Annotated in this window: 15 protein-coding genes; 5 read left to right on the top strand and 10 right to left on the bottom strand. The window is 62.8% G+C overall.

Going from position 1 to position 14,809, the window contains the following annotated elements; translation table 11 throughout:
- Nucleotides 1-96 precede the first annotated feature (96 nt).
- The 7 genes from ACR1XV_RS09485 to ACR1XV_RS09455 are packed head-to-tail and all read right to left on the bottom strand — an operon-like array spanning nt 97 to nt 8,583.
- The gene (locus ACR1XV_RS09485) at nt 97-2,550 is read right to left on the bottom strand and encodes a GcvT family protein (protein WP_480530610.1); all 2,454 of its coding nucleotides are present in this window, start codon (nt 2,548-2,550) and stop codon (nt 97-99) included.
- 31 nt (nt 2,551-2,581) lie between these two features.
- Nucleotides 2,582-3,475 carry a homocysteine S-methyltransferase family protein gene (locus tag ACR1XV_RS09480; protein ID WP_480530608.1) on the bottom strand — a complete coding sequence of 298 codons (894 nt, stop codon included), beginning with the start codon at nt 3,473-3,475 and terminating at the stop codon, nt 2,582-2,584.
- A gap of 12 nt (nt 3,476-3,487) precedes the next feature.
- Nucleotides 3,488-4,540 (bottom strand): zinc-binding dehydrogenase, encoded by a 1,053-nt coding sequence (locus tag ACR1XV_RS09475; protein WP_480530606.1) that lies wholly within the window; start codon nt 4,538-4,540, stop codon nt 3,488-3,490.
- A gap of 3 nt (nt 4,541-4,543) precedes the next feature.
- Nucleotides 4,544-6,991 carry a GcvT family protein gene (locus ACR1XV_RS09470; protein ID WP_480530605.1) on the bottom strand — a complete coding sequence of 816 codons (2,448 nt, stop codon included), beginning with the start codon at nt 6,989-6,991 and terminating at the stop codon, nt 4,544-4,546.
- A 15-nt stretch (nt 6,992-7,006) separates the two neighbouring features.
- The gene (locus ACR1XV_RS09465; RefSeq protein ID WP_480530604.1) at nt 7,007-7,387 is read right to left on the bottom strand and encodes a GFA family protein; all 381 of its coding nucleotides are present in this window, start codon (nt 7,385-7,387) and stop codon (nt 7,007-7,009) included.
- Between the two features lie 3 nt (nt 7,388-7,390).
- The gene (locus ACR1XV_RS09460) at nt 7,391-8,014 is read right to left on the bottom strand and encodes a LysE family translocator (protein WP_480530603.1); all 624 of its coding nucleotides are present in this window, start codon (nt 8,012-8,014) and stop codon (nt 7,391-7,393) included.
- The gene (locus ACR1XV_RS09455; RefSeq protein WP_480530601.1) at nt 8,014-8,583 is read right to left on the bottom strand and encodes a helix-turn-helix domain-containing protein; all 570 of its coding nucleotides are present in this window, start codon (nt 8,581-8,583) and stop codon (nt 8,014-8,016) included. The genes ACR1XV_RS09460 and ACR1XV_RS09455 overlap by 1 nt, the downstream gene beginning before the upstream one ends.
- 82 nt (nt 8,584-8,665) lie before the next feature.
- Here ACR1XV_RS09455 and ACR1XV_RS09450 point away from each other — a divergent pair, with 82 nt between their 5' ends.
- Nucleotides 8,666-8,974 carry a DUF1294 domain-containing protein gene (locus tag ACR1XV_RS09450; RefSeq protein ID WP_480530600.1) on the top strand — a complete coding sequence of 103 codons (309 nt, stop codon included), beginning with the start codon at nt 8,666-8,668 and terminating at the stop codon, nt 8,972-8,974.
- Nucleotides 8,975-9,034: 60 nt separating this feature from the next.
- On the opposite strand, the gene ACR1XV_RS09445 is transcribed toward ACR1XV_RS09450, so the two are convergent.
- Both ACR1XV_RS09445 and ACR1XV_RS09440 read right to left on the bottom strand, forming a co-directional pair.
- Nucleotides 9,035-9,487 (bottom strand): GAF domain-containing protein, encoded by a 453-nt coding sequence (locus tag ACR1XV_RS09445; protein ID WP_480530598.1) that lies wholly within the window; start codon nt 9,485-9,487, stop codon nt 9,035-9,037.
- 98 nt (nt 9,488-9,585) lie between these two features.
- Complete coding sequence (locus ACR1XV_RS09440; protein ID WP_480530596.1) at nt 9,586-10,758, bottom strand: thiolase family protein; 1,173 nt, start codon at nt 10,756-10,758, stop codon at nt 9,586-9,588.
- A 101-nt stretch (nt 10,759-10,859) separates the two neighbouring features.
- Between ACR1XV_RS09440 and ACR1XV_RS09435 the strand changes: the two genes are divergently transcribed.
- The 3 genes from ACR1XV_RS09435 to ggt all read left to right on the top strand — a co-directional run bounded on the left by ACR1XV_RS09435 (nt 10,860) and on the right by ggt (nt 13,460).
- Entirely contained in the window at nt 10,860-11,198 is a 339-nt protein-coding gene (locus tag ACR1XV_RS09435) for an STAS domain-containing protein (RefSeq protein ID WP_480530594.1), read from the top strand.
- A 19-nt stretch (nt 11,199-11,217) separates the two neighbouring features.
- Nucleotides 11,218-11,670, top strand: a complete 453-nt coding sequence (locus tag ACR1XV_RS09430) for an ATP-binding protein (RefSeq protein WP_480530592.1) — start codon at nt 11,218-11,220, stop codon at nt 11,668-11,670.
- Between the two features lie 212 nt (nt 11,671-11,882).
- On the top strand, nt 11,883-13,460 hold the full coding sequence (gene ggt / locus ACR1XV_RS09425) for a gamma-glutamyltransferase (protein ID WP_480530590.1): 1,578 nt from the start codon (nt 11,883-11,885) through the stop codon (nt 13,458-13,460).
- 23 nt (nt 13,461-13,483) lie between these two features.
- On the opposite strand, the gene hspQ is transcribed toward ggt, so the two are convergent.
- The gene (hspQ, locus tag ACR1XV_RS09420; protein ID WP_170398818.1) at nt 13,484-13,810 is read right to left on the bottom strand and encodes a heat shock protein HspQ; all 327 of its coding nucleotides are present in this window, start codon (nt 13,808-13,810) and stop codon (nt 13,484-13,486) included.
- An 80-nt stretch (nt 13,811-13,890) separates the two neighbouring features.
- On the opposite strand from hspQ, the gene ACR1XV_RS09415 reads away from it, so the two are divergent.
- Nucleotides 13,891-14,772, top strand: a complete 882-nt coding sequence (locus ACR1XV_RS09415) for an AEC family transporter (protein WP_480530588.1) — start codon at nt 13,891-13,893, stop codon at nt 14,770-14,772.
- The last annotated feature ends 37 nt before the right edge of the window (nt 14,773-14,809 follow it).

Genomic DNA, 14,809 nt, shown 5'->3' with positions numbered 1-14,809 from the left:
CCAGGTGAAGAGTGGATCCCCTGCTTCACCTGGCTCTAAATATCCCGGGGGAGTCGCGGCTTGCCGCGGCGGGGGCAGAGCCCCCATACTTTGCTCTCAGATTTTAACCCGTTCGGATTTCGGGTCATACATCGGCTTCAATGAGGCCTCGGCGCGCACTTTGACGCCACACAGATCAATCTCGTAGGTGGACGCCAAAACACTGGCCGCCGTTTCACCAGCGCACGGGACATAGCCCATGCCAATCGCACCACCCAGCGTGTGCCCATAGTTGCCGGAACTGAGATAGCCGACATACTCCCCGTCCCGCACAATCGGTTCGTTGTGATACAGCAGCGGCTCGGGTTCGGTCAGACGGAACTGCACCAGACGACTCTGGGGGCCACTCTGTTTGCGCGCGATCACCGCGTCGCGTCCGATGAAATCACAGTCTTTATCGACCTTGACCGCAAAGCCCAAACCCGCGTCGATCACATGGTCCTCGCAGGTGATGTCATGGCCGAAATGGCGAAACCCTTTCTCGATCCGGCAGCTGTCCATCATGTGCATTCCACACAGCTTCAGCCCCATGTCCTGCCCTGCCGCATACAGCGTTTCGAACACGTGGCCTGCCATGTCGGACGAGACGTAGATCTCCCACCCCAGCTCGCCCACATAGGTCACACGATGGGCGCGGGCCAGCCCCATGCCGATCTCGATTTCCTGCGCGGTTCCGAACGGGTTCACCGCATTCGAGAAATCGTTGGGCGACACGTTCTGTAGCAGAGTCCTCGCGTTCGGGCCCATGACGGCCAGAACGCCTTCGGCAGTCGTCACATCGGTGAGGACAACGCGGAAATCACCCACGTGCCGCTGCATCCAGGTCTGGTCCGCCAGACGTGTCGCGGCGGGGGTGACGACCAGATAGGCGATCTCGGATAAGCGGGTGACGGTTACGTCGGCCTCGATCCCGCCTGCGCGGTTGAGGAACTGGCTATAGACGATCTTGCCCACCGGCACCGCGAAATCCCCGCCGCCGACATAGTTCAGAAACGCCTGCGCATCCGGCCCTTCGACCCGGATTTTGCCGAATGAGGACATATCGTACATGCCGACGTTTTCCCGCACCGCGCGGTGTTCCGCCGCCGTGTTTTCGAACCAGTTCTGGCGCTTCCAACTATAGCTATACTCACGCGGCTGCCCCGGTTCGGCAAACCAGTTGGCCCGTTCCCAGCCCGCGAGTTCGCCAAAGACCGCACCGTGCTCCTGCAGGTGATGGTGGAACGGCGTCCGGCGCACACTGCGGGCGGTGGCTTTCTGCCGGTACGGGTAGTGGTCGGCGTAGAGCAGGCCCAACGTCTCTTTCGACCGTTCAAACAGGTATTGCTTGTTGCCCTGAAACGGCTGCATCCGCGCGATGTCCACATCGCCCAGATCGAACGGCTTCTCGCCTGCATCCATCCATTCGGCCAACGCCATGCCCGCCCCTCCGGCGGATTGGATGCCGATCGAGTTGAAACCGGCGGCGACCCAGACATTGTCCATCTCGGGCGCAAGGCCAAGGTGATAGGCATCGTCGGGCGTAAAGCTTTCGGGGCCGTTGAAGAAGGTATGAATCCCCGCCTCGGCCAACATCGGCATCCGGTTGCAGGCCGCTTCGAGGATCGGCTCAAAATGGTCGAAATCCTCGGGCAGCTGGTCGAATTCGAAACTGTCGGGGATACCGTTCATCGCCCAGGGCTTGGCGTTGGGCTCAAACGCGCCCAGCAGGATTTTACCCGCATCCTCTTTGTAATAGGCGCATTCGTCGGGCACCCGCAACACGGGCATCTGGCCCAGCCCATCGATGCCTTCGGTCACGATATAAAAATGTTCGCAGGCGTGCAGGGGGACGTTCACGCCCGCCATCCGGCCGACCTCATGCCCCCACATGCCCGCGCAGTTCACCACCATGTCACAGTCGATATGACCACGGGCGCTGCCATCGTCCGAGACCCAATCCACGCCTGTCACACGACGGCCCGATCTGGCGATACCCGAGACCTTGACCCGCTCGCGCACGACCGCACCACGTTGGCGAGCGCCCTTGGCCAAGGCCAGCGCGATATTCGCCGGATCGCCCTGCCCGTCCGTTGGCAACCAGACACCGCCCGTCACACCCTCAAGGTTGATATGCGCGTAGCGCTCTTTTACCTCGGCAGGTGACAGTTCCTCGACCGGCACACCGAAGGCACGGGCCATCGCGGCGTTTCTATGAAGCTCTTCCAGACGCTCGCTGGTCAGCGCGACCGAAATCGATCCGACCTGGCGCAGCCCCGTGGCCACTCCGGTCTCTTCTTCCAGTCCCAGATAGAGCTCGGCCGAATAGCGCGCCAGCTTGGTCATGTTCGACGAGGCGCGCAATTGTCCGATCAGACCTGCGGCGTGCCAGGTCGTGCCGCTGGTCAGCTGCTTACGCTCCAGCAGTACCACATCGGTCCAGCCCTTCTTGGTCAGGTGATAGGCGACCGAGCAGCCAATCACGCCGCCGCCGATGATGACCACGCGGGCCTTGGAGGGAAGGTCAACCATGCTGATATCTCCGGTGTTTCATGATATGCGCTCAGACGATCCGGTGCCCCGCAGCCCGAAGCTGCCGGGCGAGGGTTTCGATATGCTCGGGGCCGACCTCGCAGCAGCCGCCGACGATTGTTGCCCCGTGTTCGACCCACCCCATCGCGTGGCTTGCATAGGCCTCGGGCGTCAGGTCATGGCGTTGCTGCAACGCGTCGACGGTCGGTGCATCCTGCAGGAAACCGTCGGAAATGCCGGTGAAGCCGTTGGCATAGGCCCCGTAAGGCAACCCAAAGGTCGCGATGATGTCCAGCGCCGCCGGGATCGCCTCGGGACGCGAGCAGTTGATGAGCACGGCGTTCGGCGCGAACCGTGCGATCAGCGGCGCGACATCGCCCACCGCCTCGCCCGAGCGCAACCGGGTGCCATCGTCATCCATCACCGACAGGGCCAGCCAGACCGGCTTGCCGCAGTCTCGGGTGCCGCGCAGCGCACCGTCGGCCTCTTGCAGGGATGAGACCGTTTCGATCAGGAACAGGTCGACGCGGTCGGCCATCATGCCGACCAGTTCGGCGAACTTCGCGGCGGCCTCCTCGGGGTCGGGGTTCAGGTCCGGGCGGTACGAGGCCAGAAGCGGCCCAAGCGCCCCGGCGATGCGGCCCGTCGTTCCCGCCCGCGCCTGCTCGGCCTGCGTCAGGGCCGCGGCGATCAGCGGGTTCAGCTGATCCTCGATCCCCTCGCGGACCAGACGCGAGCGGTGCACGGCGTAGGTGTTGGTCGTGGCCACGGTGGCACCGGCCCGGAAGTAGTCGGCGTGCACCTGCCCCACCAGATCGGGCCGGTCCATCATCACCCGCGTTGACCACAGCGCGGTTGGCCGCTGATCGCTGCGCTTGACCAGTTCCTGCCCGACTGAGCCGTCCAGAAGTGTGATATCCGCCATCAGGTCGTCTCCTCAGGGTATCAGAACCAGTTTTCCAGGCAGGGTTTTCGACTGAAACACCTCTTGCGCGCGGGCGATGTCGCGCAGCGGAAAGGTGCCCGAGATCAGAGGTCTGATCCGGCCTTCGTTTATCAGGGTGACAAGGCGGCCAAAGACCTCGGGCGGCTGATGGGTGCAGCCGTGGATCGTGATGTCGCGCAGGTAGATGTCGCGCAGATCGGCGCTGACGATCGGCCCCGCAATGGCCCCGGACACGGCGTAATGCCCACCGGGCTTGAGCGCTCGGATCAGGTCGGGCCACACTGGGCCGCCCACCACGTCAATCACCGCGTCAAACGTGTCGGGTGGCAGCGGGGCCTCCCGATCATAGGTCGCGACCGCACCCTGTGCCATCACCACGTCAGCCTTGGCCGCCCCAGTGACGCCGCAGACCGCCGCGCCGCGCAGGGTGGCCAGTTGGACGGCGGCCAGACCCACGCCGCCCGACGCGCCTGTGATCAGAACCTTGTGCCCTGCGGTCACGTCCGCGCGGGTCAGCAGGTTCTCGGCGGTGCCAAAGGCGCAGGGGATGGCGGCGATTTCCTCATCCGACAGCGGCGAGGCCGTCACGTCATAGAGATCATCCGCATCCAGCAGGCAGTATTGCGCAAAGGCCCCGTCAATCTCGGACCCCAGCGCGATAAACCCGCGCGGATTGCCGGGGCGCGGACGCGGCAGGTTGATCGGACAGGTCACGCGCTGGCCCGGTGCGAAACCGGTCTCAAGCCCGGCTGTTTCGACAATCCCGCACAGGTCGCCGCCCTGAATGCGCGGAAAGGCCAACGCTCCGCCCCAGCCACCCGCCGCCACATCCTGATCAACCGCATCGGTCGCGCCGGTCACGTCAGGGGAGTACCAGCCGATGCGCGTGTTGATGTCGGTGTTGTTCACTCCGGCTGCGGCCACGCGCACCAGAACCTGACCGGGGCCGGGTTGCGGCACGGGGATATCGTCGCACCATTCCAGCGCATCCGGCCCGCCGTGGCGGGTCAGATAGACGCCCTGCATGACGCGCCCGGCAGCCATGACTCAGGCCCGCAGCCGCGCGTTGGCCGGATCCCACAGGGGTTGATCCTCTTGCACCGTGGCGGGGTATTTCTGGCCGTAGATCTCGACCTCAAGCGCGGTACCCGGCTGGGCCAGTTCCGCCCTGATCATGCCCAGCGCGATGGATTTGCCCACGCGATAGCCCCACGCGCCCGAGGTCGTCTCGCCCACGATCTCGCCATTTTGCCAGATACAGGACATATAGGGCGCGTCGCAATCACCGGCGTCCACGGTAAGGGTGACGAAGGATTTCTTCACGCCCTGCTGCTTTTCGACCAAGATCGCGGCCTTGCCCGGGAAATCCTGCGGCTTGTCCAGTTTGACGAACCGCTCCAGCCCTCCCTCGAGCAGAGAGTAATCGGTCGACAAGTCGCCCTTCCACGCGCGATAGCCCTTTTCGATGCGCAAGGAGTTCAGCGCGTACATGCCAAACGGTTTCGCCCCGGCGTCGATAATCGCGTCATAGATCGCGGGCATGTCGTCGTTAAGGGCGTGAACCTCCCAACCCAGTTCCCCAGCGAAGGACACGCGGATCAGGTGGGCGGGGTGCCCGGCGACGGTGGCGGATTGATGCGTGAGCCAACCCGAAGACAGGTCGGCATTCGTCAGCCCCGACAGGATGCCCCGCGATTTCGGGCCGGTGACGATCAGCGTGTCGCGGGTGGTGGTGACGTCCTGAACGCTGACACCGGCGGGCATGGCGGCCTGCAGGATGTCTCGGTCATGCCATTGCGCGGTGGCGGCGGTGATCATGACGAATTCATCCTCGCCCAGACGCAGGCAGGACATCTCGGTCAGGATGCGGCCCCGGTCGTCCGAGATATAGACCAGATTGATCCGGCCCACCTTGGGCAGACCACCGGTGATCAGCCCGCGCAGAGCCTCGGCCGCGCCTGCGCCCTGAACCATGAAACGCGAAAACCCCGGCAGGTCGAGCACGCCGCACGCGTCGCGCACCGCCTCGCATTCTTCCCTGATTCGCTGCTCCCACGGGCCGGACCGGCCCCATGTGTGCGTTGCATCCACCGAGGTATCATCGCCCGGCTGCGCAAACCAGTTGGCGCGTTCCCAGCCGTTATAGGCGCCCATGACACCACCCAGCGCCTTAATCTTGTCATGCACAGGAGACAGCTTCTTATCCCGCGCAGCAGGCCATTCGTGGTGGGGGAAGTGCATGGCGTATTCGTTGCCATAGACCTCCATGCCCTTCTGGTTGCAGTAATCCTGATCGGTGTAATCGGTGTAACGGCGCGGATCGACCGCCCACATATCCCATTCAGTCGCGCCATCGACGATCCATTCGGCCAGCACCTTGCCAGCCCCGCCGCCCTGCGCAATGCCGAAGGTGAAAGTGTGGGCTTCGAACGCATTCCTCACACCCGGCATCAGCCCGATCAGAGGCAACCCGTCCGGCGCGTAAGGGATCGGCCCGTTGATCACGCGCCCCACGCCCGAGGTTGCCATCAGCGGCACACGTTCCATCGCGTCGGTGACGATGTCCTCGATGCGGTCCAGATCGTCGTTCCAGAGTTGGAACGAAAAATCCTCGGGCATCGGATCGTCCTCGGTCATCCAGTGACCCCTGCAGTTGGGCTCATAGGGGCCAAGGTTGAAGCCGTTCTTTTCCTGCCGCAGGTAATAAGACACATCCACGTCGCGCAGCAGAGGTAGCTTGCCACCGTTTTCCTTGCTCCACGCTTCGACTTCGGGGATCTCATCGGTCAGCAGGTATTGATGGCTCATCACCATCGCTGGCACGGTGCGTCCGCCATAGGGCTTGAACCATTCGCCCACGCGCTGCGCATAGTATCCGGCGGCGTTGACCACATAATCACAGGCAATGTCGCCCTTTTCCGTATGGACGGTCCATGTCCCATCGTCGTGCTGGGTCACACCGGTGGCCGGGCAAAAACGGATGATCTTCTGCCCCAGATCGCGCGCACCCTTGGCCAGCGCCTGCGTCAACTGCGCCGGGTCGATATCGCCATCGGTCGGATCATACAGCACGCCTTCAAGGTCGTGGGTTTCTAGGAAGGGGTAGCGTTCCTTGGCCTCCTCCGGCGTCCACATCTCCATCGCGATGCCCTGATAGCGGCCCATGGAGCAGGCGCGCTGAAACTCCTGCATCCGCTCGGCACTATGGGCCAGTCGGATCGAGCCCGAGACATGGTAGTTCATCGGATAGTCGACCTCATCCGCCAGCCGCGCATACAGCTCGGTCGAATAGCGCTGCATGTTCATGATCGCCCATGAGGTCGAAAAGGTCGGCACATTCCCTGCCGCGTGCCATGTGGACCCGGCGGTCAGTTCGTTCTTTTCCAGCAGAACGCATTCGGTCCAGCCCTTCTTGGCCAGATGATACAGGGACGAACAGCCCACAACGCCGCCGCCGATGATGACCACGCGGGCCTTGGTTGGAAAGTCACTCATGCGTCTGATCCCCCGTCAATCTGCCCGCTGGGGCAGGTCGTCCTTGATGTCGTAGTAGTCGCCCTTGTCGGCCACAAAGATATGCTGGGCCAGCTTCAGCCCCGTGGGTTCGTCCAGCGACCCGGCCGAGACGGCAATCGTGTCCTCATCATTATGCTGCCAAAACAGGAACGAACCGCAGGCGTTGCAAAAGCCGCGCCGGGCAATGTCCGACGCACGGAACCAGCTCAGCGTCTCGCTGGCGGTGAAGCTCAGGTTGTCCTGATGCGTGACGGACGAGGCCCAGAGGTGCCCCGACTGCCTGCGGCACTGGCCACAGTGGCAGGCGGCGGGCTGGGTCAGGTCTCCGTCGATCTCATAGGCGACCGAGCCGCACAGGCAGGAACCGGTATGCATGTCTTACCCCCGAGTTGCGGGCGCGGTGCTGGTGCCCAGCAACACGCCGTAGATGATGAAACAGGCCGCCATGACGCGGCGGACCCAGATGTTGAACACAGCGCCCAGCGCTGCCTTGCCCATCAGCGCCCCCAGCAGCGTAAAGCCCGAATAGCTGAGCGTGGTGATGGCCAGTGCGGTCGGCATGATCACGGTCATCTGCTGCCAGATCGGCACGTCCGGCTGAACGAATTGCGAAAAGGCGGCCAGATATCCCGCGACGCTTTTGGGATTGATCGTGGCAACGGCCAGCGCGTGCAGATAAACATGCCGCGCCGGGCGTTCCGAGGCCGGTGCGGGTTTGCTGGCATTCATCCAGCCGCGGACACCCATCCAGATCAGAAACCCGGCCCCGATCAGCTTTGCGATGAAAAACCCGGTGGGAGAGGCCGCAATCAACGCCGTCACCCCCAGCGCAGACAGGATCAGGAAGGCGCTGGCTTGCGTCAGGATGGCCAGAACGCCCAGCATCGCCTTGGACAAGGGCAGGCTCATGCCGTTCGAGATGCAGTTGACCGCATTCGGCCCCGGTGTGGTGACGAACACCACCCAAAACACGGCGAACAGGGTCCATGCCTCAATGCTCATCAATACACCGGTGGGGCGATGACCCAGACGGCCACGGCTGGCGCGTCATAGGGGTTGGCCCAGTGATGGGTTTCATGCCGGATGCGAAAGCTGTCACCGGGGCCAACGGTAAAGGACCTGTCGCCAATCGTCAGGTCCAGCTTGCCGGACAGCATATAGCCCAGTTCCTGCGTGGGCCGTTTGGTTGGCGTTTTCAGACGAGACCCGGGCTGAAACGTGGAATGCACCACCTCAAAATCATCGGTCAGATCGGGCGAGAGCAACTCTTCGATCAGCCCTTCATCGCCGGAACCCATCGGCCGGCGCGAGCCGGCACGCACCACATAGCCCTGCTCGGCGGCGGGGGCGGCGGAATGGCCGAACAGCATCGACATCGGCACACCCAGACAGTCCGATATCTGCTTGAGGTCCGAAATCGAGGGGTCGGAGAGGTCGCGCTCGACCTGGCTGAGCCAACCCACCGACCGATCCAGCCGGGCCGCGATGTCCGACAGCGTCAGCCCGCGCGCCTTGCGCAGGGCGCGGATATCGGCACCGAGGGTGGCGCTATAGGGGGCCTGGCTGTTCACATCGACTCTCGTGAAAATATTATCGTATTTTTCACGATGGCGCGAATCGATGAAATCTCCAAGGGTTTTTTCACTTGGGGGCGTGATTCATCTTGGATATGCAGATGGCATGTGGATTGCGGTGATCTATCTCTGGGCGCTCAACGCTCTGACTTTGCTGGCCTTTGGCTGGGACAAGCTGCGCGCGCGACGCCGAAAGCGCCGGGTGCCGGAGCGGCGACTGTTGTGGTTGGCGGCCCTTGGCGGCAGTCCCGGCGCGGTGCTGGGGCGCTGGATTTTCGATCACAAGACCCGCAAACGGGGATTTGGGCTCTGGCTGTTTGTCATCGCAAGCGCACAGATCGGCGGGTGTGCCTTGCTGGCGGCGCACGGACCGTTTTTCTGGCCGTAACAACGGTCACCGGCGGCCGCGCGCCATGCGACGCCGCAGCAAGCGTTCAGCGATACCTTCTTAGCCGCCAAAAACCCGTGTCAGAATCTCGTCCAACTGCCGGGCATCCCGCTCGGTGAAAGCATCTGGCTGATCGCTGTCGATATCGAAGACCGCAATCACCTGCCCTGTGGCATCCCGCACCGGCAGAACCAGTTCCGACCGGGTCGACGTGGCGCAGGCGATGTGGTCCGGAAAGGCCTCTACGTCTGGTACAAGTTGCACCTGCCCGGTGCGGGCCGCAGCCCCGCAGACGCCCCGGTTGAAGGGAATGACCAGACAGCCATGCCCGCCCTGATACGGCCCGATCTTGAGCAGCCCGGGCTCTGTCACCCGGTAGAAGCCGGTCCAGTCAAAGCGGTCATCGGCGTGGTGCACCTCGCAGGTGACGGTGGCCATCAGCGCGATCGGGTCGGTTTCGCCGTCGGTCAGGGCGGCGATGGTCTTGGCAAGCGTGTCGTAATCTACGGTCATGGCAGTGCTTTTTGGGTTGGTAGGGATCAGGGGGGCGCTGCCCCCTCTTGAGCCGTTGGCTCAACTCACCCCCGGAGTATTTGGAAAAAGATGAAGGGTCAAACGCGTTCGATGGCGATGGCGGTGCCTTCGCCGCCGCCGATGCAGATGGCCGCAACACCGCGTTTGAGGTTTCGTTTTTCCAAGGCGTTCAGCAGCGTCACCATGATCCGTGCGCCTGATGCGCCGATGGGGTGGCCCAGCGCGCAGGCCCCGCCGTTGACGTTGACCTTGTCGCGGGGCAGGCCCATCTCGTGCATGAAGGCCATGGGCACGACCGCAAAGGCCTCGTTGACCTCCCACAGATCGACATCGTCTTTGGTCCAGCCGATGCGGGCCAGCAGCTTCTGCGCCGCCGGGACCGGGGCGGTGGTGAACAGGCCCGGGGCCTGCGCGTGGCTGGCATGGCCCAGGATGCGGGCGCGAACGGTGAGGCCCTGCGCCTCGGCCGCATCGGCAGAGGCCAGAACCAGAGCCGCCGCCCCGTCCGAGATCGACGAGGAATTTGCCGCCGTCACGGTTCCATCCTTGCGGAAGGCCGGTTTCAGCGTGGGGATCTTGTCGGGTCGGGCGGATTTGGGCTGCTCGTCTGCGTCCAGCACAACCTCACCCTTGCGGGTCCGGACCGTGACCGGCGTGATCTCGTGTTCAAAGGCGGCCCCGTCCTGCGCGGCCAGAGCGTTTGACAGCGATTGCAGCGCGTATTCGTCCTGTGCCTCGCGCGTGAACTGGTAGGCCTCGGCGCAATCCTCGGCGAAGGTGCCCATCAGGCGGCCTTTGTCATAGGCGTCCTCGAGACCGTCCAGAAACATATGGTCGATGACCTGCCCATGGCCGATGCGCGCACCGCCACGCATTTTCGGCAGCAGATAGGGGGCATTCGTCATGCTCTCCATCCCACCCGCAACCATCGTAGCGGCATGACCCAGCGCGATCTGGTCGAAGCCCATCATCGCCGCCTTCATCCCCGAACCGCACATCTTGTTCAGCGTGGTGGCGGGCACCTCTTCGCCCAGACCGGCGGCAAAACCGGCCTGACGGGCGGGGGCCTGACCCTGCCCTGCGGGCAGGACGCAGCCCATCAGCACCTCGTCAACGGTCTGCACCCCGGCCCCCTGCATGGCGGCACGAATCGCGGCACCGCCAAGCTGAGCCGCCTCGACACCGTCGAACATGCCCTGAAACCCACCCATCGGCGTGCGGGCGGCCCCTGCGATCACAACTTCTTTCATCTGACGGCTCCTTGTATTTCTCTGCCCTTGGATACCGAATGGTAAGAATTGCCGTCTAGCGTATTTCTACGACTTTGTTTCAATGCGAGGAGCGATTGAGCATGGGGCTGAGCAGCAGCACGACAGGGGATACGCAGGTGATCTCGGTTCATTGCGACCGGATCGACGCAGCGATGGCGATACAGTTCAAGGACGATATGCGCGCCGAAACCCAGACCGGCGCGCCGCGGGTCGTGCTGGATCTGACCTCGGTCGAGTTTATTGATTCCAGCGGCCTGGGGGCCATCGTGGCCTCGATGAAACAGCTGGGCGACGGGCGGCGTCTGGATCTGGCCGGGCTGCATCCGATCGTCGAAAAGGTGTTCCGGCTGACGCGGATGGATACGGTCTTTCGCCTGTTCGCCTCGTTGGACGATGCCATTGCCGATACGGGCCGTTAACCGGCAGGAGTGAACCGGCGTGGCCCCGAAGAACGAGCATGATTGTCTGGAACTGAGCTTTCCCGCAACCGCAGCAAGCGCCAGCGCCGGTATCGTGGCGCTGAGCGACCGGCTCGCGGCGCTGGGTCTGCCGGTTGAGAAATCCGACGATGTCAAGATCGCACTGGCCGAAGCGATCAATAATGTGGTGGAACATGCTTATGCCGGAACCGCCGCCGCTGACATCCGGATCGATTGCCGCCTGTGCCAGAGTAAGCTGATGATCCGAATCCATGACACCGGGCGGCCGATGCCGGATCTGCGGGTGCCAGAAGAGGCACCTGCGCCACCGAGCCCGGACCTGAACGACCTGCCAGAGGGCGGGTTTGGCTGGTCTCTGATCGGCCAGTTGGTCAGCGACATTCGGTATGAGCGGCAAGACGGTTGCAACCTTCTGTGCCTGCGGTTCGACTTTTCGGAACCGCCACAGTAGGCACCAAATGGTCACAATAACGCCCAGATCGAACCATTGTCGCGCCGCAAATGAAGGTCAGAAAGAAAGGGTAGCTCAGATAGCTTCCCTCGGCGCCTTACGTCACAGCCCCCACCCAGTGAATGGCGCCGAGGACCTCCCCCTTCCTGAAAACATTGGACAATCCCTTGCGGCGGCTTACTGTCTGCCTGTTCATGACAAAGGGGAATGCCATGCGCGACTTGCACAGACCGGGCCGGTCCGAAGTTCTTGCGACCGAGGGCATGTGCGCGACGTCTCATCCGCTGGCGGCCAAGACGGCGCTGGATATTCTGCAAAAAGGCGGCAACGCGATGGATGCCGCGATCGCCGGGGCGGTGCTGCTGGGAATTTGCGAGCCGCAGATGACCGGTCTGGGGGGCGACTGTTTCGTTTTATACAATCGTGCGGGTGACGAGGATATTCGCGCGCTGAACGGGTCGGGTCGTGCAGCGGCGGGTGCCGATGCGCAAAGCCTGCGGGATCGGGGTCTTGAGGCGATGCCTCTGAACAGCCCAGATGCGGTAACGCTGCCCGGCGCGGTCGATGCCTTTTGCCGACTGGCCCAGACCGAGGGGCGGTTGGGGCTGGATGTGCTGCTGCAACCGGCCATTCACTATGCCGATGCCGGGGTCCCGGTTGCCCCCCGCGTCGCGCTCGACTGGAAAAACGGGGCAGATACCCTGCAGGGCGCGGCCCGCGACCATTATCTGGCCGACGGCAAGCCGCTGCAGGTCGGTCAGATGTTCCGATCCCCGCGGCAAGCCGAGGTGCTGCGCCGCATCGCCCGCCACGGGCGCGAGGCCTTTTATTCCGGCGAGATAGCCGAAGACATGCTGATCGCGCTGACCCGCCTTGGCGGTGTGCATGAGATGCAGGATTTCGAAGCCGTTCAGAGTGATGAAACCACACCGGTCAGCGGCGATTATCAGGGCATCGAACTGATCGAACATCCGCCAAACGGTCAGGGGGCCACCGCGATCCTTCTGCTGAACATTCTGAAGCATTTCGATCTGGGCCAGATGGACCCCTACGGGGCCGAACGCGTCCATATCGAAGCCGAGGCCACCAGGCTTGCCTATGACGCGCGCAACCGGTTCATCGCCGACCCCGATCACAGCCACCGGATGGAGCATTTCCTGGCCCCCGAAACGGCGACGAAGCTTGCCGCGCTGATCAGACCGGACCGCGCCCTGCCCGCCGCCGCGCCGCTGACGGAAAACGTGCATAAGGACACCGTCTATATCACCGTGGTCGACCGGGATCGCATGGCCGTGTCGTTGATCTATTCGATCTATCACGGGTTCGGCTCGGGCATCGCGTCCGACAAGTTCGGCATCCTGCTGCAGAACCGCGGTGCAGGGTTCACGCTGGAGCCCGGGCATCCGAACGAGCTGGGCGGTGGCAAGCGACCGATGCACACGATCATCCCGGGCATGTTGCGTCAGGACGGCCGGGTGCGGATGCCCTTTGGCGTGATGGGCGGTGCCTATCAGCCGACCGGGCACGCAAGGCTGGTTTCAAACCTGCTAGACTTCGACATGGGCCTGCAGGCGGCAGTCGATGCGCCGCGGGCCTTCGCCGATAACGGGGTGCTGAAACTGGAGCGCGGCTATTCTGATGCGGTTAAGCAACAATTGATCGATCTTGGCCACACTATTGAGACACCGGAAACACCCCTGGGTGGAGCGCAAGCTATTCGAATCTCTGACACCGGCGTTTTGGAAGGGGCAAGCGATCCGCGTAAAGATGGGTGCGCCCTTGGGTATTGAATGCCGCGATCACGCGGCGGAAATCAGTTCAACTGGAAATGCAGCGGATAGGACCCGTCCTGAAACGGGCCGAACATATTGGGAATGTCGGGATGATCGACGGGCTCGCCAGATTGATCCTCAACCAGATTTTGTTCTGAAACATAAGCGACATAGAAGGATTGATCGTTCTCAGCCAGCAGGTGATAGAACGGCTGATCCTTCAGCGGTCGGCTGTCTTCGGGGATGGCCTGATACCATTCCTCAGAGTTCGAAAATTCCGGATCGACATCAAAAATCACCCCTCGAAAAGGATGTCGTCGGTGTCGAACCACCTGTCCCAAACGGTACTTGGCTTGTGTCTTTAACATTGTTTCAGCCCCCAAAGAGGTTAGTACATCTTTTCGGGCGAAAAAGCCAATCATTGAGCTGAAATTCGGGGAAACAGTCTGTGAACCTCCTACTGACAGTGTTCGAAATCGTGGCCCCGGTGTTCCTGCTCTCAGGCATCGGCTTCGCCTGGGTGAAGCTGGGTTTCGAATACCGGCTAGAGTTCGTTACCCGCCTTGCGGTGACGCTGGCGGTGCCCAGCCTGATTTTCGTCGCGCTGATGCAGACCGACATTCCGGGCGGAGAGCTAACGCTTTTCACGATTGCAGCAATTGCGGCGCATGTGGCGCTGGCCGCCGTGTTCTGGATCTTTGTGCGCATCACCGGGCTGGAACAGCGCACCTATCTGGCCCCGCTGATCTTCGGCAACACCGGCAATCTGGGCCTGCCTCTGTGCCTGTTTGCCTTTGGGCAGGCCGGGCTGGGTTATGCGGTGGTTTTTCTGGCTGTGACGGCCCTGTTCTCATTCACTTACGGCATCTATCTGGTCGCCGGGCGCGGGGCCTTTGGCAAGGTCCTGCGCGAGCCGATGGTCTGGGCCACCCTGTTGGGGGCCCTGTTCCTGTGGCAAGGGTGGCAGACGCCCCTGTTTCTGACCAACACGCTGGACCTGCTGGGGCAGATGGCAATCCCGATGATGCTGATCACCGTTGGCGTCGCGATCGCCCGGCTGACCACCCAGAAACTGCAGCAGGCGATCTGGCTGTCCCTGCTGAAACTGGCGGTTTGTTTCGGATTGGGTTGGGTCCTTGCCATCGGGTTCGGGCTTGGACCCGTAGCGTTTGGCGTCATGGTTGTGCAAATCTGTTCACCCGTCGCGGTCACCTCGTACCTGCTGGCTGAACGGTTCGACGCGGATGCCGACGCGGTTGCGGGCATGGTCATGGTCTCGACCGTGCTGTCGGTGGCCGCTTTGCCTCTAATTCTTGCTATTATTCTGTAACGATTGTGATTTCCTCAGCGCTCAATCTGCGTTAGAA

It is taken from the genome of Ruegeria sp. AD2(2025) (genome assembly GCF_056542385.1).
Note: the sequence above shows the minus strand (reverse complement) of the source record. Positions and strands in the feature narration are given on the sequence as shown.